Genomic DNA, 19,249 nt, shown 5'->3' with positions numbered 1-19,249 from the left:
ATGGACTGTCCCCAGCTCCATCATGGGCTCGGGACGTAGGTACGGCATGGGGGTCCCCCCTGCTCGGGCGTGTGCGCGAGCTCGGGGGAGGGGGCTGCACCGCAAAGCGCCGGTCCCGGCGCCCCCGTGCAGGGGACACCGGAGACCGGCGCTGTGGGCTCGCTACTTCTTGGCAGCGGCAGCCTTGCCGAAGCGGGCCTCGAAGCGGGCCACGCGGCCACCGGTGTCGAGGATCTTCTGCTTGCCCGTGTAGAACGGGTGGCACTCGGAGCAGACCTCGGCACGGATGGTGCCGGACTCGATCGTGCTACGCGTGGTGAACGACGCGCCACAGGTGCAGCTGACCTGCGTCTCGACGTACTCGGGGTGGATGTCGCGCTTCAAGGTGTCTCCTAGATTCGGGAGGGCGCCGGGTCGCCGCCGCGGGATGCGGGAGCGTGAACCGGAGCCGACGTACCAGTCTGCCAGGACTGGGCGCATCCCCCAAAACCGGGGTGGTGGAGGATCTATTCCCGGCCCGCCCCGAGACCGCTCCCGCGCCTTCCCCGGACCGCTCACGGGCCTTCCCCGGGCTGTTCCCGGACCTTCCTCGGGCTGTTCCCGGCGCGCTTTCACGCGCCCCGGCGTGCGCCCCGGGAGCCCGATGGGCCCCGGGCGGGCGCCTCAGGAGGTGACGACGCCCTTGGCGGTGCCCGTGGCGGTGCCCTTGGTGGCCGCCGCGGGGATCGCCCGGTCGTTCTTCAGGGCGTCCCACACCAGCTTCGACTTGGCCTTGTCGACGAGGACGCGGTTGGCGTCCGCGGCGTCGTACTGGACCGGCATCGTCACCATGGTCATGCGGGACGAGTTGATGCCCTTGAGGCCGTCGGCGAAGGACGCGAGCTCGGCGACCGAACCGATCTCGGAGTCGGTGGTGACGGTCTTGGTCGCGGTGTCGGCGAGGTCGTACAGCTTCTTCGGGCTGCTCAGCACACCGACGTCCTTGACCTGCTGCACCAGGGCCTTGATGAAGGCCTGCTGGAGCTGGATGCGGCCGAGGTCGGAGCCGTCGCCGACGCCGTGCCGGGTGCGGACCAGGCCGAGTGCCTGCTCGCCGTCGAGCGTGTGCGGTCCGGCCTTCAGATGCAGGTGGCTGTCCGGGTCGGAGATGTCCTTGGTGGTGGTGATGTCCACCCCGCCCAGGTCGTCGATGAGCTTCTGGAAGCCGCTGAAGTCGACCTCGAGGTAGTGGTCCATGCGGATGCCGGTCATGGACTCGACGGTCTTGACCGCGCAGGCGGCGCCGCCGGTCGAGTAGGCCGAATTGAACATCACGCCGGAGGCCGCGTCGTGGGTGGCGCCCTCGGGGTCGGTGCAGGAGGGCCGCTCGACGAGGGTGTCGCGGGGTATGGAGACGACGCTCGCCTTCTTGTGGCCCTTGTACACGTGCACGACCATCGCCGTGTCGGACCGGGCGCTGCCGTCGTCGGCGCCGCCGCCGAGTTTCTTGTTGCTGCCGGAGCGCGTGTCGGAACCCAGGACGAGGATGTTCTCCGAGCCGTTGTCGACCTTCGTCGGCCGGTCCGTGCCGAGGGCGCCGTTGATGTCGACGTTCTTGAGGTTGCCGTTGAGCTTGAAGTACAGGATTCCCGCGCCGGTACCCCCCAGCACGACCACACCCGCGGCCGTCCAGGCCGTGATCAGGAGGGCCTTGCGCCGCGCGCTGCGCGTCTTGCGGCGTCGGCCCTTCCCGCGCTGACGCGGGGCGCTGGTGCCGGGGTCCCCCGGTATGCCGGGTTCCGGCGTGCTCTCGGCAGGCATGTGCTCCTCAGTCCTGTGTCTGCGGTCGGTTACCCCCTGCTTTCAGGGCCAAGCCCATCAGGTCGTGACTACGGGTACCGCTCCATGGTCACTCCGTACGGTCAGACGGGGAAACCCGGGAAAGGGTTGCACAACGCGATGTGCCCACCGCGTGGCGCGATGGGCACATTGCGTCACCGGCGAAAGCGGGCGAACCCGCGTTCACCTGCGATTTCAGCCGAAGATGTCGTACTGCTTGAAATCGGTGCCGACCGAGATTCTTGTGGCGAAGATCTCCGTGGTCGCCTTGCCGGTGCCCGGGTACAGGTAGAGCGTGCCGCCGGGCGTGCGGGCCAGGAAGTCGGCCTTGCCGTCGCCGGTCACGTCTCCGGGGGCGTCGAAGGCGTTGTAGCCGCTCCAGGTGCGCACCTTGATGCGGCTGGAGAAGGCCTCGCTGCCGGTCTTGCCCGTGCCCTTGTAGAGGTAGACGTACGAGCCGGTCTTGCTGCGCGCGATCAGGTCGGCCTTTCCGTCGCCGGTGAAGTCGCCGTGCCCGCGGATGGAGTTGTACTGGTTCCAGCCGGTGCGGACCTGGATACGCGCCGAGAAGGTGCCGTTGCCCTTGCCCGGGTACTCCCACATCGCTCCGGCGGAGTCGACGGAGAGCATGTCGGGCAGGCCGTCGCCGGTGATGTCGCCGGGGGCGATGATCCGGGTGCGGGTGCCCCAGCTGCTGAAGATCTTGTCGGTGGACCAGTTACCGCTCGCCTGGACGTAGTGCGCCCAGTAGACGTTGCCGTTGCTGCTGTCGCGGTAGACGAGGTCCTGGTAGCCGTCACGGTTCAGGTCGGTCTGGAGCACGACGTTGACGCCGTTCCAGTCCCCCCACGTCTGACGGGCGGCGAACGAGGTGCCCTTGGAGTCCTTCTCGTACCCGGTCTTCGTCGAGGAGTTGCGCACCCACAGGTCGGCCTTGTGGTCGCCGCTGAGGTTGGTGTCCTCCACCCGCGGCCAGGCCGCGCCCACGTACGTGCTCACCTTGGAGAAGACGCTGTACGCGCCCTTCTCGACACAGTCCTTCACACCCCAGGAGACGACGCCGACGATACGGCCGCCGACGATCAGCGGGCCGCCGGAGTCGCCGTTGCACGCCGTGGTGGTCCCGGTGTCGCTGCCGGTCGCCGCGTCGCCCGCGCAGACCATGTGGCCCTTGACGAAGTCGCTGCCGTAGTAGCCGGCGCAGGTGGTGTCGGACTTGATGGGCAGCGTGGCCGTCTTCAGCGTCTCGGAGATGTCCTCGCTGGTGGAGCTGGTACGGCCCCAGCCGTACAGCGTCGCCTTGGTGCCGGACGCGTACGAGGTGGTGTCACCGGACGTCGTCATGCGGATCGGCTTGGCCGTGACAGGGCTCGCCAGCGTGATGACCGCGATGTCGTTGTCGATGGTCGTCGAGCTGTACGAGGGGTGGTTCCACTGCCGCCAGACGCCCGAGACGGTGCCGCCGTGCAGATTGGTGTTGCCCGAGGAGTCGGTGGTCGGCAGCTGCGCGGTGCCCGTCACGACGGCGCCGTTGGCGTGCCAGTCGTAGCCCTTGACGCAGTGCGCGGCGGTGAGGATCTTCGTCGGCGACACGACGGAGCCGCCGCAGAAGAAGCCGAGGTCGTCGCTCTCGCTCGTGGTGCCCTTGTCGTCGTAGTACCAGAGCTGCGCCATCCACGGGGCGGTGGTGATGGTGGTCTGGCTGCCACCGATGATCTTCGGGTCGACGCTCGCGCTGTCCGTGCTCGCGCTCAGCGACGACTTCTTGGTCGTCTCACCCGCGGTGTCGTCGCCCGCCACGGCTCCCGCGACCCGCTTCGTCAGCTCGCTCAGGGAGGGCGAGGACGTGCTGGGCTTGACGGTCGGCGTGGGCAGCGCCGTGGCGGCGTTCGCGGACGACATCAGGAGCGCGCCGGCGACCGCTGCCGCCAGGCCTGCCGCCGCGACGGGCACGGCGATGCGTATCCGACGTCTGTGACGACCACGGCCGGATATGGATGTATCCACTCAAGTCCCCCCTGAGACAGGTGAATTCAATGCTGGAATTCAGTGAATGCTGAAAGAAGCGAGATCGTACACCTGCCCCGGGCAGCGCAAAGGGCCGCCCCCGTCACCTGCGTGACGGGGGCGGCCCTTGTCTTGCTTGTCCTACGGACTCAGTCGTTGCCGTTGCCCGGCATCGGCGTCGTCTTCTGGATCTGGAGCAGGAACTCGGCGTTCGACTTCGTCTGCTTCATCTTGTCGAGCAGCAGCTCGATCGCCTGCTGCTGGTCGAGCGCGTGCAGCACGCGGCGCAGCTTCCAGGTGATGGCGAGCTCGTCGCTGCCGAGCAGGATCTCTTCCTTACGGGTGCCGGACGCGTCGACGTCCACCGCCGGGAAGATGCGCTTGTCGGCGAGCTTCCGGTCGAGCTTGAGCTCGGCGTTGCCGGTGCCCTTGAACTCCTCGAAGATCACCTCGTCCATGCGGGACCCGGTGTCGACGAGCGCGGTCGCGAGGATGGTCAGCGAGCCGCCGTCCTCGATGTTGCGCGCGGCACCGAAGAAGCGCTTCGGCGGGTAGAGGGCCGTCGAGTCGACACCACCGGACAGGATGCGGCCGGAGGCCGGGGCGGCGAGGTTGTACGCACGGCCCAGACGCGTGATCGAGTCGAGCAGCACGACGACGTCATGGCCCAGCTCCACCAGGCGCTTGGCGCGCTCGATGGCGAGCTCCGCGACCGTGGTGTGGTCCTCGGCCGGACGGTCGAAGGTCGAGGAGATGACCTCGCCCTTCACCGACCGCTGCATGTCGGTGACCTCTTCCGGACGCTCGTCGACCAGGACGACCATCAGGTGGCACTCGGGGTTGTTGTGCGTGATCGCGTTGGCGATCGCCTGCATGATCATGGTCTTGCCGGTCTTCGGCGGGGCCACGATCAGACCGCGCTGGCCCTTACCGATCGGCGCGACGAGGTCGATGATGCGGGTGGTCAGCACGCCCGGGTCGGTCTCCAGACGGAGCCGGTCCTGCGGGTACAGCGGCGTCAGCTTGGTGAACTCCGGGCGGCCGCGGCCGTGTTCGGGCGCCATGCCGTTGACGGAGTCGAGGCGCACGAGCGCGTTGAACTTCTCGCGGCGCTCGCCCTCCTTGGGCTGACGGACCGCGCCGGTGACGTGATCGCCCTTGCGCAGACCGTTCTTGCGGACCTGGGCGAGGGAGACGTACACGTCGTTGGGACCCGGCAGGTAGCCCGACGTACGGATGAAGGCGTAGTTGTCGAGGATGTCGAGGATGCCCGCGACGGGGATCAGGACGTCGTCCTCGGCGAGCTGCGGCTCGGCGATCTCGTCACGGCCACGACGGCCACGACGGTCGCGGTAGCGCCCGCGCCGGCCACGGCGGCCGCCCTCGAAGTCGTCGTCCTCGTCGACCCGCGGTCCGTTGTCACGCTGCTGCTGGCGGTCCTGGCGGCCACCGCCACCGCCCTGCTGCTGACGGTCCGGACGCTGCTGCCCACCGCCCTGCTGCTCGTCGCCCTTGCCGCGGCGGTCACGGCCGCCCCGGTCGCGGTCGCGACGGTCGCGACGTCCCTGACGGCCGTCGGTGCCCTCGGTGTCGGTCTTGGCCTCGCCCTGCGTCTCGGCCTTCGCCTCGGCCTTCGGCTCGCCCTTCGCCTCGGCGGCGACCGTCTCGGGGCTGCCGGCCTCGGCGGTGGCACGGCGACGACGGCGCTCCACGGGGGCGTCCTCGCTGGCGGGCTGGCCGGGAATCTCGATCTGCTGCTGAGCCACGGCCTTCTCGGCGGCGGGCTTCTCGGCCTTCTTCTCGGCCGGAGCGGCGGCGTCCTCGCCGGTACGAGCCTTCGAGGTGGTCCGGCGCTTCGGCTTGGTCTCGGTGGCGGCCTCGGCCTTGGCGGCCGGAGCACCCCCGGCCTGCGCCTCCTTGATGACCTCGATCAGCTGGCTCTTGCGCATGCGCGCGGTGCCCCTGATGCCGAGGCCGGATGCGACCTGCTGCAGCTCGGCCAGCACCATGCCCTCGAGGCCGGTACCGCGGCGCCGCCGGGAGCCGGCACCGGTGGCAGGCGCGGAGGCGTCCGTGGCGGGCGCGGCAGCGGTCTCCTCGACACGTGCGCCCATCAGATCGGTGGTGTCGCTCACGAAGGGTCCTTCCCTGGAGCGGACGTCGGCCTGTCTGGCTCGGCGACCGGTTGTGCTGTCCGACGTTGGTCCTTGCTTGTGTGGACCGTGCCGGGGCGGTGGTCCGCCAAAGCGGCGGAAGAAATATCTGGTGATGACGATTCCGGGCCCGTGGCACTGAATTGCGGTGTCATCGGCTCGGTCACGCCGGTTCCGGAGCGTGCTCAGCACTGCTCAGCGCATAGCACCCAATGCGTGGCACAAAGCAGTTTGGGAGGCTCCCGGAAGAATGGTTGTCCCGGACGGGGACGCGAAGCACCTCGCCATGGTGGGGTCGGGTGCAGACTTGAGGTTAACACTACCGGATCCAACAAACATTCCCCCTCTCCAAATCCGGCAACCGTGCGCCGTCAATTGACCCCGACGGGTGCGAGCGGCAGCACGCTCGCCCCTTGGGCGTCGAGGTCCAGCCGGTTGGCGGCCCAGCCCTGACCTGCGAGATCGGCAACCTTGTCGGCCGACGCCCGGTCCGCCAGAGCGAGGACTGTGGGGCCCGCGCCGGAAATCACCGCGGGAATTCCGTCCGCGCGCAGACGCTCCACGAGGGCCGCGCTCTCCGGCATCGCCGGGGCCCGGTACTCCTGGTGCAGCCGGTCCTCGGTGGCGGGCAGCAGCAGCTCGGGGCGCCGGGTGAGGGCCTCGACGAGCAGCGCGGCACGGCCCGCGTTGGCGGCGGCGTCGACGTGCGGCACGGTGCGCGGCAGCAGTCCGCGCGCGGTCTCGGTGAGGACCGGCTTTCCCGGTACGAAAACCACCGGAACGATGGAATCGGCGGGATCCATCCTGATGGCACGGGCCGCGCCGGCCTCCATCCAGGAGAGCGTGAAGCCGCCGAGCAGGCAGGCCGCGACGTTGTCGGGGTGTCCCTCGATCTCGGTGGCGAGCTCCAGCAGCGCGCTGTCGTCGAGCTTGGTGTCCCCTCCTATGGTCACCGCGCGGGCGGCGACGATGCCGGCGCAGATGGCGGCGGAGGAGGAGCCGAGGCCCCGTCCGTGCGGGATGCGATTGGCGCAGACGATCTCCAGTCCGCGCGGCTGTCCGCCCAGCAGGTCGAAGGCGGTGCGCAGGGAGCGGACTAGGAGGTGGCTCTCGTCGCGGGGCAGGGTGTCACTGCCCTCACCTGCGATGTCGATGTGCAGCCCGGAGTCGGCCACCCGGACGACCACGTCGTCGTAGAGCCCCAGTGACAGGCCGAGGGCGTCGAAACCCGGGCCGAGGTTGGCACTGGTGGCGGGGACGCGCACCCGGACGGCGGCGGCGCGGAACGCTGGACCGGCCATCGCTCGATGACTCTCCTTGAGCTGCGTGATGTGCGAGATTCTCGATGAACTGCGATACGTACCGAAGACCCGGAGGCCGCAATGACGGCGCGGCACCGCGGCATATGCGGCGGGCGGGTTCGGTACAGCCTATCGAAGGAAGGTTCTGTGGCGACATAGGGCGCACAGGAGGCGCACGATGCGTGTCGTAAGCCCCCTGTGCACCCCCTGTCGGGTTGCCACGAGGGTGCCCCCTTCGTCGGGCGGTTTCCGTCGGCTTCTGGCGATTGTCCACCCGTGTCCGAGGGGATCCGCCCGTTTCCCGGGCCTGTCGACGCCGTTTCGGCGACGACGTGGCGGCTTTACGCCAGGCGGCTTTCCGCCAAGTCGGGCCACGAGCGCCTTTCGGCCGGTGCACACACCCACTTCTGCCCGGTGCGTGCTCCTGTTTCCGGCGGATGCGCACACCCGCTTCGGGCCTGCACCCGGTGGCCGGTACGGGCCGGACCACGGCCGACGGGGGCGGACCGGGAAGGACCGGCCCCCGCCGACGGTGTCATGCCAGGCCGAGCCGCTCCGCCGCGGTCGCCGCGTCCACGGGGACGGTGACCGGCTGCGGGGCGCCCGCGACGGCCCAGTCGGGGTCCTTGAGGCCGTTGCCGGTGACCGTGCAGACGATCGTCTGGCCCGGGTCGACCATGCCCTGCTCGGCGGCCTTCAGCAGACCGGCGACGGACGCGGCGGACGCGGGCTCCACGAAGACGCCCTCCTGCGCGGCCAACAGCCGGTAGGCGCGCAGGATCTCACGGTCCGTCACCTCGTCGATCAGGCCGCCCGACTCGTCCCGGGCCGCCAGCGCGAACTTCCACGACGCGGGGTTGCCGATGCGGATCGCGGTGGCGATGGTCGACGGGTCCTTGACCACCTCGCCGCGCACGATGGGCGCGGAACCGGAGGCCTGGAAACCCCACATGCGCGGGGTCCGCTTCGCGACACCGTCGGCGGCGTACTCCGTGTACCCCTTCCAGTACGCGGTGATGTTGCCCGCGTTGCCCACCGGGAGCACATGGATGTCGGGCGCGTCGCCGAGCATGTCCACGATCTCGAAGGCGGCGGTCTTTTGGCCCTCGATACGCACCGGGTTGACCGAATTGACCAGCGCCACGGGGTAGTTGTCGGACAGCGACCGGGCGAGCGTGAGGCAGTCGTCGAAGTTGCCGTCGACCTGGAGGATCTTCGCGCCGTGCACGAGGGCCTGGCCCATCTTGCCGAGCGCGATCTTGCCCTGCGGCACCAGGACGGCGGACACCATCCCGGCGCGTACCGCGTAGGCCGCGGCGGAGGCGGACGTGTTGCCGGTGGAGGCGCAGATGACGGCCTTCGCCCCCTCCTCCTTGGCCTTCGTGATGGCCATGGTCATACCGCGGTCCTTGAAGGACCCGGTCGGGTTGGCGCCCTCCACCTTGAGGTGGACCTCGCAGCCCGTGCGCTCGGAGAGCACCTGCGCGGGCACGAGCGGCGTACCGCCCTCACGGAGCGTCACGACCGGCGTGCTGTCGGATACCGGCAGCCGGTCCCGGTACTCCTCGATGATTCCGCGCCACTGGTGGGTCATTGCTGGTTACTCTCCTTCAACCCGCATGATGCTGGCGACACCCCGCACGGTGTCGAGGCTGCGCAGCGCCTCGACGGTCCCGGTGAGGGACGCGTCGGACGCACGATGCGTGACGACGACGAGGGAGGCCTCGCCGTCCTTGCCCTGCTGGCGAACCGTATCGATCGACACACCGTGCTCGGCGAAGACGGTGGCGACCTGGGCGAGAACACCCGGCTTGTCGGCCACATCGAGGCTGATGTGGTAGCGGGTGACGACGTCGCCCATGGGCGAGACCCGCAGCGCGGCGTACGCGGACTCACCCGGTCCGGTCGCGCCGTTGAGCTTGTTGCGGCACACGGCCACCAGGTCGCCGAGGACCGCGGAGGCCGTGGGGGCGCCGCCCGCACCCGGCCCGTAGAACATGAGCTGCCCGGCCGCGTCGGACTCGACGAACACGGCGTTGTACGCGCCGCGCACGGAGGCGAGGGGGTGGCTCAGCGGAATCATCGCGGGGTGCACGCGCGCGGTGACCGACCCGCCGTCGGCGGCCCGCTCGCAGATGGCGAGCAGCTTGATGGTGCAGCCCATCTCCTTCGCCGAGGCGAAATCCGCGGCGGTGACCTCGGTCATGCCCTCGCGATAGACGTCGTCGAGGCGCACACGCGTGTGGAAGGCGATCCCGGCGAGGATGGCGGCCTTGGCGGCCGCGTCGAACCCCTCGACGTCGGCGGTCGGGTCGGCCTCGGCGTACCCGAGCGCGGTGGCCTCGTCGAGGGCCTCCTGATAGCCGGCGCCGGTGGAGTCCATCTTGTCGAGGATGAAGTTCGTCGTTCCGTTGACGATGCCCATCACGCGGTTGATCTTGTCGCCGGCGAGGGACTCGCGCAGCGGGCGGATCAGCGGGATGGCACCGGCGACGGCGGCCTCGTAGTAGAGGTCCCTGCCGTGCTCGTCGGCCGCGGCGTGCAGGGCCGCGCCGTCCTGGGCGAGGAGCGCCTTGTTCGCGGAGACGACGGAGGCGCCGTGCTCGAAGGCGGTGGTGATGAGCGTACGGGCGGGCTCGATGCCGCCGATGACCTCGACGACGACGTCGAGGTCCCCGCGTTTGACGAGCGCGGTGGCGTCCGTGGTGACCAGCTCGGGCGCGATGCCCTCCCGGACCTTCGAGGAGCGCCGGACGGCGACACCCGCGAGCTCGACCGGGGCTCCGATCCTGGCGGCGAGATCGTCGGCGTGCGTCGTCATGATGCGCGCCACCTCTGAGCCGACAACCCCACAGCCCAGCAGCGCCACCTTCAGCGGACGCGTACGCATCATCCGACCTCGTTTCCTCATACCGTTCTCGGTTCGACCAGTCTCACTCACCGGACTGGAGTTTCTATCCTTCGTCCGGATCGTGAGACGTCTATTTCATTTTCACGGCGGCGGACCGCAGGAGATCTTCCGCCGCAGGTCAAGCTTCTCAGCCGGCGTCCCCCGATGTCGGCCGAGTGGGTGGACAGGCCACCTCTCGGCCGACATCACCGACACCGGTTCGAACACCGCTCAGCCCACGTCGAGGCGCAGCAGGTCCTCCTCCGTCTCGCGCCGGACGATCACCCGGGCCGCCCCGTCCTGCACGGCGACGACCGGCGGACGCAGCGCGTGGTTGTAGTTGCTGGCCATGGAACGGCAGTACGCCCCGGTCGCCGGCACCGCGATGAGATCGCCCGGAGCCACGTCGGAGGGCAGGAAGGCGTCCTTCACCACGATGTCGCCGCTCTCGCAGTGCTTGCCGACGACACGGACGAGCATGGGGTCGGCGTCCGAGGTCCGCGACACCAGCGCGACGCTGTACTCGGCGTCGTACAGCGCCGTACGGATGTTGTCGGACATGCCCCCGTCCACCGAGACGTACGTACGCAGCCCGTCGAGGGGCTTGATCGTGCCGACCTCGTAGAGCGTGAAGGCGGTCGGGCCCACGATCGCCCGGCCCGGCTCCACCGAGATCCGGGGCGTCGAAAGCCTGGCGGCCTCGCACTCCCGCGTCACGATCTCGCTCAGCGCCTTGGCGATCTCGTGCGGCTCGCGCGGGTCGTCCTCACTGGTGTACGCGATACCGAGACCGCCGCCGAGGTCGATCTCGGGCAGCTCGACGCCGTGCTCGTCACGGACGGCGGCGAGCAGCCCCACCACGCGCCGGGCCGCGACCTCGAAGCCCGCCATGTCGAAGATCTGCGAACCGATGTGGCTGTGGATCCCGACGAGTTCGAGCCCGTCCAGATTCAGGGCCCGGCGCACCGCCTCCGCGGCCTGCCCGTCGGCGAGCGCGATGCCGAACTTCTGGTCCTCGTGCGCCGTGGCGATGAACTCGTGGGTGTGCGCCTCGACGCCCACGGTGACGCGGATCTGCACCCGCTGGCGCTTGCCGAGCGACTGCGCGATGTGCGAGACCCGCACGATCTCCTGGAAGGAGTCGAGGACGATGCGCCCGACCCCGGCCTCGATCGCCGCGCGGATCTCGGTCTCCGACTTGTTGTTGCCGTGGAACGCGATGCGGTCGGCGGGCATGCCGGCCGAGAGCGCGGTGGCCAGCTCGCCGCCCGAGCACACGTCGAGGTTGAGGCCCTCCTCGTGCAGCCAGCGCACGACGGCACGCGACAGGAATGCCTTGCCCGCGTAGAAGACGTCGGCGTCGTGCCCGAACGCGGTGCGCCAGGCGCGGGCGCGCTCCCGGAAGTCGGCCTCGTCCAGGAAGTAGGCGGGCGTGCCGAACTCCTCGGCGAGCCGGGTGACTTCGATGCCGCCGACACTGACGACCCCGTCGGCCGTACGGGTCACGGTGTGGGACCAGACCTTCGGGTCGAGGGCGTTGAGGTCGGCGGGCGGCGCGGTGTAGTGGCCCTCGGGAAGCACATCGGCGTGACGGGGCCCGGCGGGGTGTGCGGAACGGCTCATCTCAGGTGTCGGCTTTCTGCGGTGTCTGAGGCAGTCAGAGGTGGTCGGGTGCGCTGATGCCGAGCAGGGTCAGGCCGCCGGCCAGCACCGTCCCGGCGGCGTCGGCGAGCGCGAGCCGGGCACGGTGGGCGGCCATGGGTTTCTCGTCGCCGACCGGCAGCACGGTGTGCTGGACGGCGAGCAGGGCATCGGCGGTGACGACGAGGTGCCGGGCGAGCCGGTCGGGGGTGCGGTCGGCCGCGGCGACGCGCAGGGCGTGCGGGTACTCGGCGAGGGCGCCGAGCAGGTCCCCGGCCCGGTCCAGATCGCGTACGTCGCCGGGGGCGCCGGTGTAGCCGAGCGCCGCGGCGTTCCGAAGCAGGGCCCGGGTGCGGGCATGGGCGTAACGGACCCGGAAGAGAGGGTTGCTCTCGCGCTGGACGAGGTGATCCGCGCTGATCCGGGGCCGGTCGTGCGGTGCGGGGTGCAGCAGGGCCCAGCGGGCGGCGTCCGTGCCCAGTGGGGCGGGGTCCTCCGGGGCGGGTACGGGGCGCAGGTTCACCGGCTCGGGGTGGCGGGGCTCCGGGTGCCGCACCTCGGCTTGCCGCACCTCGGGGTGGCGTGGCTCGGGGTGGGCCTCCTGGGGGCCGGCGACTCGTACCCCCCGATGCTCTGGTGCGAGCACCGACCGGGGGTTCCCCGACTCGACGTGCCGGACCTCGACGCGACCGCCCTGGGTGGCGACGATCCGTACCAGCGCGTCGGCGACGACCTCGGCACGGGTGTCGAACGGCACGCGCAGCTCGACGACCTGTCCGGCGAGGGCGTCGCCGTGTCCGTACCCGGCGCCCTGTGCCAGCACCTCCGCCACCAGGGCGGCGGAGGCCTCGCGGCCGAGGCTGATGTTCAGGAAACCGGGTCCGGTGATCTCGACGCCCGCGACGCCGGCGGCGCCGCCGATGTGCGGCCGCAGGATCTCGGCGACCTGCCGCGCGGGCCGCCCGGCGGGCCGCGCGAGCTGCAACGCGACGTTGGTCGCGTAGTCCCCGCACCCTCCGGGCCCCGGCACCGTCACCAAGACCCGTGCGGGCACGGCCACACTCAGCTCCCCCGAATCGACAGCACGCCGCACCGCGCACAGCACGGTCCGGGACAGCTCGACGGGGGTCACGGGACAAGCGTATGGGAGGAGGGGGGTGGGGAGGCTAATGGGTTTGGGGTGGGGTCCGGGATGTGGACGGGGTGAGGGGGTGGGGTGTGGACGGGGTCGGGTGCGGTCGGGGGGTGGGGCCGGGGTCAGGGTCGGGGGCCGGATTCTTGGCCGTACGGTCGGCGTGGTGCGGTCGGGTGGTGGGGTGTCCTCGTGGGAGTGGGGGGCTGGGCTCGCGGCGGGTTGGGGCCGGGGCCGGGGGGACGGATTCTTGGCCGTACGGGCGGCGTGGTGTGGCTGGGGCTCTGGGGTGACGGGAGTCTCTGGGGCCACGGGCGCCACCGGAGTCTCTGGGGTCACCGGGGTCACCGGGGTCACCGGGGTCACCGGGGTCACCGGGGTCACCGGGGTCACCGGGGATGATCAGGACGGCGGTGCGGATCAGAGCAAGGACCACTGATCAGGACGGGACGGGGCGGGGTGGGGCGCTGATCAGAACAACCGGATACCGGAACCCTCGGTCAGTGCCCGGCACGTCCGGCGCGCTCGGTTTCGTCGAGGCCGAGGCCGGCGTCGGGCCCGCCGCCCGCCCCGAAGGCGTCGTCGAAGGGGCGCCCGCCGAAGGGATCCGCGTCGAAGGAGGGGTCCTCGAAGGCCGGGTCGGGTGAGCCGCCCTCACGACTGCTGCCCGCACTCCCCTCGCGGCTCCCCCCACTCATGGCACGCTCGCGGTCGGACTCACGCCGATCCATCAACTGCCGGACGAGCCGTACGAGTTCGGAGGGCTCGAACGGCTTCGCGAGGAAGGCGTCGACGCCGACGTCGAGACCGCTTTCGACCTCGTGCTGGGTGCAGGCGCTGACGATGGCGAGGGGCACGTTCCGCGTGCGGGGGTCGGCACGGAGGCGGGCGGCGGTCCGGAGACCGTCGAGCCGGGGCATCACGACGTCGAGGGTGACGACATCGGGCCGCACCTGATGAATGACGTCCAGACATTCGGCACCGTCGGCCGCGGTCACGACCTCGAGACCCTCCAGTTCGAGGTTGACCCTGATCAGCTGCCGGATGACCTTGTTGTCGTCCACAACAAGCACCCGACCGGACGCGCCTGGCACAACTCGAGAGTAGGTCCGCACCCACCGCCGCGTCCGGGTTTTCCCGACTTCCACCCCCTGGGGGACGCGCGCCCCTCCCCCGGCCGGCCCGCCCGGACACCCCCAGCCTGCCCACCCCCCCCTCACAACACGACGCCTCCGACCACCAAAACCCATGGCAATCACCCCCGAAAGAGCTGGTAGGGTTCTACCCGTCGCCGCGAACACCGCGCCCGACACGCCCCCGTAGCTCAGGGGATAGAGCAACGGCCTCCGGAGCCGTGTGCGCAGGTTCGAATCCTGCCGGGGGCACCCTGTATGAGGTGCCCAAAGACCCCGTCACCAGCGGAAACGCTGAGGCCGGGGTCTTCGCGTATCTACAGCCCTGTGCAGCCGTATGCCGCCCTGAGCGGCCCCATGTCAGCGTCTGTGGACTATTCGTGGACAGGATCTTGGAACGTTTTCCCTGGTCAGACCCCACAAAACGGCGCAGGCCCCCGGAGAGGTCCAGGGGCCCAGCGTAGGATGCGCGACGCGCGCCGGTCAGTCGTACTCGTTCAGAAGATCTTCGATGCGACGGTTGGCCACCTCCTGCCTCCCGTCCAGGCACTTCGCGTACCGGCTGAGCAGGACCTCAACACTGTTGCCAGCCCGTTCGGCTACCTCAGTCGGGTCGACGCCGGCGTTGAGCCACGTCGACAGAGCGGAGTGGCGAAGGTCGTACGGTCGGCGCGCCAGCGGCGATGCCACCGCGGCCGGCGGAAGGGCAAGCGTGCGGGCATCCTGCCAGGCCCGCCAGTACGTCGACGAGGCGACCACTCCCCCACCTTCGCTCTGGAAGAGGCGTCCGTCGGCAGCCGTCCCGAAGACGGCGAGGTGTTCACGGAGCATCGCCACGAGTTGAGGCGGGATCGGTACGCGGCGCACGTCTTCGGCCGGTCGGTTCTTCAGCCCGCGGTCGTCGTGGCTCTCTCCGGAATCCGTCCACCGCTTGCCGACGCTCGGACGCGTCCGATGTAGGACCACGGCGCCCCAGCCCTGCTCAGGCAGAGTCAGGTCGGATTCCGTGAGCCCGACAGCTTCGGCGGGCCGCAGGCCGGCGAAGTACATACAAGCGAAGAGCCCGACCAGTCGACGACCGCGGGCCCTGCGATATCCGCCCACATAGGAGACGGCATGGAGGAGTGAGAGGGCCTGCTGCGGATTCACCACGACGCGCGGGTCCACCTCGCTGGACACCTTGGGCTTCTGCCAGCGCACGGCCGTCAGCGGATTCTCTTTGAATTCACCGAGGTCAACGGCGTAGTGCAGAGCATTGACGAAGGTGCGTCGCTTGCGGCGTACCGTCTCGGCCGCAGCAGCCTTCCCATCGAGACGGACCTTGAACGAGTCGAGTACCTCGCGCGCCGTCACAGGATCGGCCAGATCATTCAACGAGCGCGACGCCTTGGCGATCCAATGCAGGGTGTTCGCGATCTCCGTAGGCACCTCCCGTTCAGTCGGCCCGGGCAGGACGAAGGCCCAGTTCCGCAGGGCCTGCCTGATCAAATCGGCACTCGGCCGTCCGGCGCGGTCGTCGAGGAGCGCGATCGTCACGGAAGCCAGTGATTCATTGATCCCGTCACGGGTGTTCGGCGCGGCATGCGGCCACTTCATCGCCAGGTACTTCAAGGCGAAGGTGTACCAGGTCAGCTCGGCCTTCTTCTCCGCCATCGAATCCGGAAGACCCGTGACATCGTCGAATTCCTCACCGTCACGCGCGGCGACCACGAGCTTGGTTCGGTAATGATCCGCCAGAGCTTTAGTCCGGAAAGTCTCGGAAAAGACCCTGTCGGCCACCGACCAACGCACGTTGTAGGAAGGCCGCTTCGAGGCACGCTTGCGAACCCCCCAAATCTTCACGTTCAGAGACTTCACGCGGCTTCCTCCCGCTCACGCAGCCACGCGGTGAAGTCGCTTCGCCACACCCGCAGTTCGCCGTTGGGCAGCTTCAGGGCCTTTGGTGCCTGCCCCAGCTCCCGCCAGCGGTAGAAGGTGCGCCGCGAGACCTTCCCCAACTCGTTGAGAATCTCCGGAACCGTCATCAGTTCGTCCCTCACAGGTGCGCCCCTTCCATGGCGAGCTCGCCTCGTAGGGCTTCGCGGGCTGTTTCGCGGTTGAGCTGGAGGTCACGGGCGATCGACGCGGCGAGGGCGGATTCGCCGGGGGTGTGGCCGTGTCCGGCGTATTGCCAGGAGGCGAGGACGAGCACGGTTTCCGGCTCGCGGTCGTCGAGGCCGAGTTCTTGGCGTTCCTGCAGGGCGCGGTAGTTGGCGCGGGTCTGGCGGAGTTCGCCGAGGGTGGTGGAGTAGCGGCGGGACTTGGAGCTGAAGTGGCCGCGGAAGCCGAGCATGTGCGCCCAGGCGCGTAACCGGCGGTCGGGGTAGAGGGGGTCGAGGTCGAAGCAGGCATCTATAAGGCGGCGGGCGTGGTCGGGGACGCCGAGGAGGGTTGCGGCTTCGCGGTTGCCGATGGGGCGATCGAGGGTGCCTGTCGACTCGGCTGCCTTGGTGGCGTACTTGGCGACATAGGAGGCGACCGCCTGCTCTGTCAGGTCCGTTCCGTCGCCGAACGCCTTGACGGGGCGAACGTCGAGCTGTCGGCCCCAGCGGAAGGTGCGGGCCGGTTGGTCCCCGGCAGCCGGGGCGGTGACCGTGGCGTAGGGGTGGACGGCGGCGGCACGGATCGCATCGTCAAGGAGCGCGGTGGTGGCCCAGGACGGCGGCGGATCTTCGGGGCCGTCGGGTCCGTCGAGACGGATGATCGCGTGGAAGTGCACGGCACCGCGTTTCTGGAACTCGGCGACCTTGCCGTAGGAGACGCGGCAGGTGTCGGCGAGTTCGCGCTGTGTCAGTCCAGCGCGTGCGGCGATCTCGCGGCGGAGGCGCTTGGCGAAGCGGTGCCACAGCTCCCCGGCATGGTTGTTGAAGAGGACTGCGCCCGCGTAGTCGTAGGTCACCGGGTCGAGCGCGGTGCCGAGCGCGGGATCGTCGTCGGCGTGCTGGATGCCGCAACGGCAGTGCCCGTGTGCGGGCCGGTTGTGCACGGGCCCGAACGAGGGGGCGGTGAAGGTGGCGAAGACGCGCGGGCACTCGCGGACTGTGGACGGGATGTCGTAGCGGTCGTCGCCGGCCAGACCCGCGCGGATGAGGTGGTAGGTGTCTCCGGCGTAGGTCCAGGCGCAGGCCGGGCAGCGGGAGGCGCGGCGGTTGCCGCAGGCGATGCGGAGGCGGCCACCGGGCTCATGCTCGGTGCTGTAGTGGCGCAGGGTCTTGCCGGTCGTGCGGTCCTTGGTGAGGGCCCAGCCGGTCAGATGGATGGGGTTGGCGCATCCTCCGGTGCGGCGGATCTGGTCTTGCCAGCGGTCGAAGCCAGGCGATCCGGCCACCCGCAGCACGTCGGCGAGGGTTGCCGGGTCCATCATCAGGTCAGATGTCACAGCACCTCCAGGAGGGCGGTGGCAATCCATTGGGCGACGTTGGCAGGGACGGCGTTTCCGGCCTGTTTGGTCTGCTCACCGCCGTGGCCGAGGACGGTGTAGTCGTCGGTGAAGCGCTGGGCGCGCAGGTGTTCGCGGGCGGACAGCATCCGGAAGTAGCAGTCCTCGACGTCGATCTGTCCCGGGGTGTCGTCGGCGCCGAGGACCAGGGCGGCGGATTCGCGGGTGGCGATGGTGTGCAGCGGGACGGCGGTCGTGGTCGGGGTGCCCTTGCGGTAGGGGATGACGAGGCCGTGGTGGTTGCCCCCGGCGGTGATCGCGGCGAGCGGGTCGCCGATGCCCCGTGTGGTGGAGCCTCCGCCGCGATGTTCGGTGATGAACGGGGCCGGTACCAGGAGGGCTTCGCTGTCGCGGGTGGTGCGGGTGTGCATGGGCACGGTGACCGGAACCGCGTCGGTGTTCCAGCTTCCGCCGGCCGGGACGAGCAGGGGCGGGATGGCGATGCCGTCGCCGATGCGGACCGTGCGGGTGGGCAGCGGCGCGGCCAGGGCGGGGAAGGCGCGGCCGTCCCCGGCGTCGGAGTGGTTGACGGTGACCACGGACGGGACGCGGTGTTTGGCCAGGCCAAGGTGGATCTTGCGGAGGGTTGCGTCTGCGAGGGGTCCGCGGCCGTGGGCGGCACGGTCGCCGATCCTGATGCCAGGGTCGTCCCAGTTGATTGCGCTCGCTGCCGGGCGCACGTAGGGCTCGACGATGCGGTACCGGCAGGTGGCGTTAGGGCAGCGGTAGTCGTACTGCTGGCGGTACTTGCCGATGGTGCGGCCGTTGCGCCATGACTGCACCGCCGTTACGTCCTTCTCGCAGCCGGGGCACCACGCAGGCGGGCGCAGGTCGAGGTTGGGGGCGCGCATCTGGGTGCGGGTGAAGACGATGAAGATGCGATCCCGCCATTGCGGGGCGTGCGGGTTGTCCGCGCCTCCCACGTGTGCGGCGGACACGGAGACGACCTGGTGTCGGAAGCCGAGGATCTCCATGCCGTGCAGCCACCAGACGAACAGCGGCCAGGCGGTCGCGAAGCGGGGCACGTTCTCGCAGACCACCGCGTCGAAGTCGTGGACCTCAGCGGCACGGAGGATGTCGTAGGCGGTCGCCCGGGTGCGTTCCCAGGCGGCATCCTGCATCGGGCCCTGCTCGAAGAGGTCAAGCTGTCCGGGGGTGGGCGGGGCCTTGCGGCGCCTGATGCCGTCGGCGGGACTGCCCTCGGTGCAGATGGGCGAGCCGACCAGGACGCGGGCCTTGGGCAGACGTCGCATGTCGTAGTGGTCGAGGTCGACGCAGAGGTGTTCGGCCTCGGGGAAGTTCGCGGCATGGGTCTCCACCGCGCGGTTCCAGTGGTTCGCGCCGAGTACGACGTCGAAGCCGGCGCGGCGGAAGCCGTCGGAGTCTCCCCCGGCACCGCAGAACAGGTGGATGGAGGTCGGACGGGAGGTCGGGGAGCGTCGCATCACCGGGACACCTCCCGCCGGTCCGAGACGACGGCCACGAGGACCGGGGCAGGAACGGAGCGGGACACGGTGCCGGTGCCGTGACAGGCCGGGCAGTTGACGGTGAGGGTGCGCAGGTGGCCGTGCCGGTCGCGGCCGCCGGAGGATACGGCGGCGGAGGCGAAGCCGTGGCAGTCCGGGCAGATCGGCGGCACGGCACGGGCGCGGTCGGTCATGATGAGACTTCCTTCCGGTTCAGTGGATCAGACAGG

Annotated in this window: 14 protein-coding genes, 1 tRNA gene and 1 pseudogene; 1 reads left to right on the top strand and 15 read right to left on the bottom strand. The window is 70.0% G+C overall.

Features of this window, described 5'->3' with window-relative positions:
- Positions 1-162: 162 nt before the first annotated feature.
- The 10 genes and pseudogenes from rpmE to BKI49_RS36010 all read right to left on the bottom strand — a co-directional run.
- The gene (gene rpmE, locus BKI49_RS25870) at positions 163-384 is read right to left on the bottom strand and encodes a 50S ribosomal protein L31 (protein WP_028804216.1); all 222 of its coding nucleotides are present in this window, start codon (positions 382-384) and stop codon (positions 163-165) included.
- A gap of 279 nt (positions 385-663) precedes the next feature.
- Positions 664-1,800 carry an LCP family protein gene (locus tag BKI49_RS25865; protein WP_095936667.1) on the bottom strand — a complete coding sequence of 379 codons (1,137 nt, stop codon included), beginning with the start codon at positions 1,798-1,800 and terminating at the stop codon, positions 664-666.
- A gap of 213 nt (positions 1,801-2,013) precedes the next feature.
- Positions 2,014-3,720, bottom strand: coding sequence for a trypsin-like serine protease (locus BKI49_RS25860; protein ID WP_257004961.1), 1,707 nt, complete (start codon positions 3,718-3,720; stop codon positions 2,014-2,016).
- A gap of 254 nt (positions 3,721-3,974) precedes the next feature.
- Positions 3,975-5,960: a transcription termination factor Rho gene (gene rho, locus BKI49_RS25855; RefSeq protein WP_095936666.1), complete on the bottom strand. Its 1,986-nt coding sequence runs from the start codon at positions 5,958-5,960 to the stop codon at positions 3,975-3,977.
- 389 nt (positions 5,961-6,349) lie between these two features.
- Entirely contained in the window at positions 6,350-7,279 is a 930-nt protein-coding gene (gene thrB, locus BKI49_RS25850; RefSeq protein ID WP_095936665.1) for a homoserine kinase, read from the bottom strand.
- A gap of 535 nt (positions 7,280-7,814) precedes the next feature.
- The gene (gene thrC / locus BKI49_RS25845) at positions 7,815-8,873 is read right to left on the bottom strand and encodes a threonine synthase (protein WP_095936664.1); all 1,059 of its coding nucleotides are present in this window, start codon (positions 8,871-8,873) and stop codon (positions 7,815-7,817) included.
- Between the two features lie 6 nt (positions 8,874-8,879).
- Positions 8,880-10,172 carry a homoserine dehydrogenase gene (locus BKI49_RS25840; protein WP_179332579.1) on the bottom strand — a complete coding sequence of 431 codons (1,293 nt, stop codon included), beginning with the start codon at positions 10,170-10,172 and terminating at the stop codon, positions 8,880-8,882.
- Between the two features lie 228 nt (positions 10,173-10,400).
- On the bottom strand, positions 10,401-11,792 hold the full coding sequence (gene lysA / locus BKI49_RS25835) for a diaminopimelate decarboxylase (protein WP_095936663.1): 1,392 nt from the start codon (positions 11,790-11,792) through the stop codon (positions 10,401-10,403).
- A gap of 34 nt (positions 11,793-11,826) precedes the next feature.
- A complete protein-coding gene (gene nrtL / locus BKI49_RS25830; RefSeq protein WP_095936662.1) occupies positions 11,827-12,942 on the bottom strand; it encodes an ArgS-related anticodon-binding protein NrtL in 1,116 nt (371 codons plus the stop codon).
- 650 nt (positions 12,943-13,592) lie between these two features.
- Positions 13,593-14,090: pseudogene (locus BKI49_RS36010) on the bottom strand (response regulator); the annotation flags it as partial.
- 165 nt (positions 14,091-14,255) lie between these two features.
- Between BKI49_RS36010 and BKI49_RS25815 the strand changes: the two are divergent.
- Positions 14,256-14,327: transfer RNA gene (locus tag BKI49_RS25815), tRNA-Arg, on the top strand.
- A 231-nt stretch (positions 14,328-14,558) separates the two neighbouring features.
- On the opposite strand, the gene BKI49_RS25810 is transcribed toward BKI49_RS25815, so the two are convergent.
- Genes BKI49_RS25810 through BKI49_RS25790 form a run of 5 tightly spaced genes read right to left on the bottom strand, consistent with a single transcriptional unit; the run spans position 14,559 to position 19,213 of the window.
- Positions 14,559-15,932: a tyrosine-type recombinase/integrase gene (locus tag BKI49_RS25810; RefSeq protein ID WP_095936660.1), complete on the bottom strand. Its 1,374-nt coding sequence runs from the start codon at positions 15,930-15,932 to the stop codon at positions 14,559-14,561.
- Entirely contained in the window at positions 15,929-16,099 is a 171-nt protein-coding gene (locus BKI49_RS25805) for a helix-turn-helix transcriptional regulator (RefSeq protein WP_179332578.1), read from the bottom strand. The genes BKI49_RS25810 and BKI49_RS25805 overlap by 4 nt, the downstream gene beginning before the upstream one ends.
- A gap of 11 nt (positions 16,100-16,110) precedes the next feature.
- Positions 16,111-17,478 (bottom strand): replication initiator protein RepSA, encoded by a 1,368-nt coding sequence (gene repSA / locus BKI49_RS25800; protein WP_095936658.1) that lies wholly within the window; start codon positions 17,476-17,478, stop codon positions 16,111-16,113.
- 11 nt (positions 17,479-17,489) lie between these two features.
- A complete protein-coding gene (locus tag BKI49_RS25795; protein ID WP_095936657.1) occupies positions 17,490-18,998 on the bottom strand; it encodes a DNA cytosine methyltransferase in 1,509 nt (502 codons plus the stop codon).
- The gene (locus BKI49_RS25790; protein ID WP_095936656.1) at positions 18,998-19,213 is read right to left on the bottom strand and encodes a hypothetical protein; all 216 of its coding nucleotides are present in this window, start codon (positions 19,211-19,213) and stop codon (positions 18,998-19,000) included. Before BKI49_RS25790 ends, BKI49_RS25795 begins: the two co-directional genes overlap by 1 nt.
- Positions 19,214-19,249: the final 36 nt, after the last annotated feature.

This window comes from Streptomyces sp. Tue6028 (genome assembly GCF_002300165.1).
Taxonomy (GTDB): Bacteria; Actinomycetota; Actinomycetes; order Streptomycetales; family Streptomycetaceae; genus Streptomyces; species Streptomyces siamensis.
The sequence above is the reverse complement of the archived record's forward strand: the minus strand, read 5'-3'. Positions and strand labels throughout refer to the sequence as shown.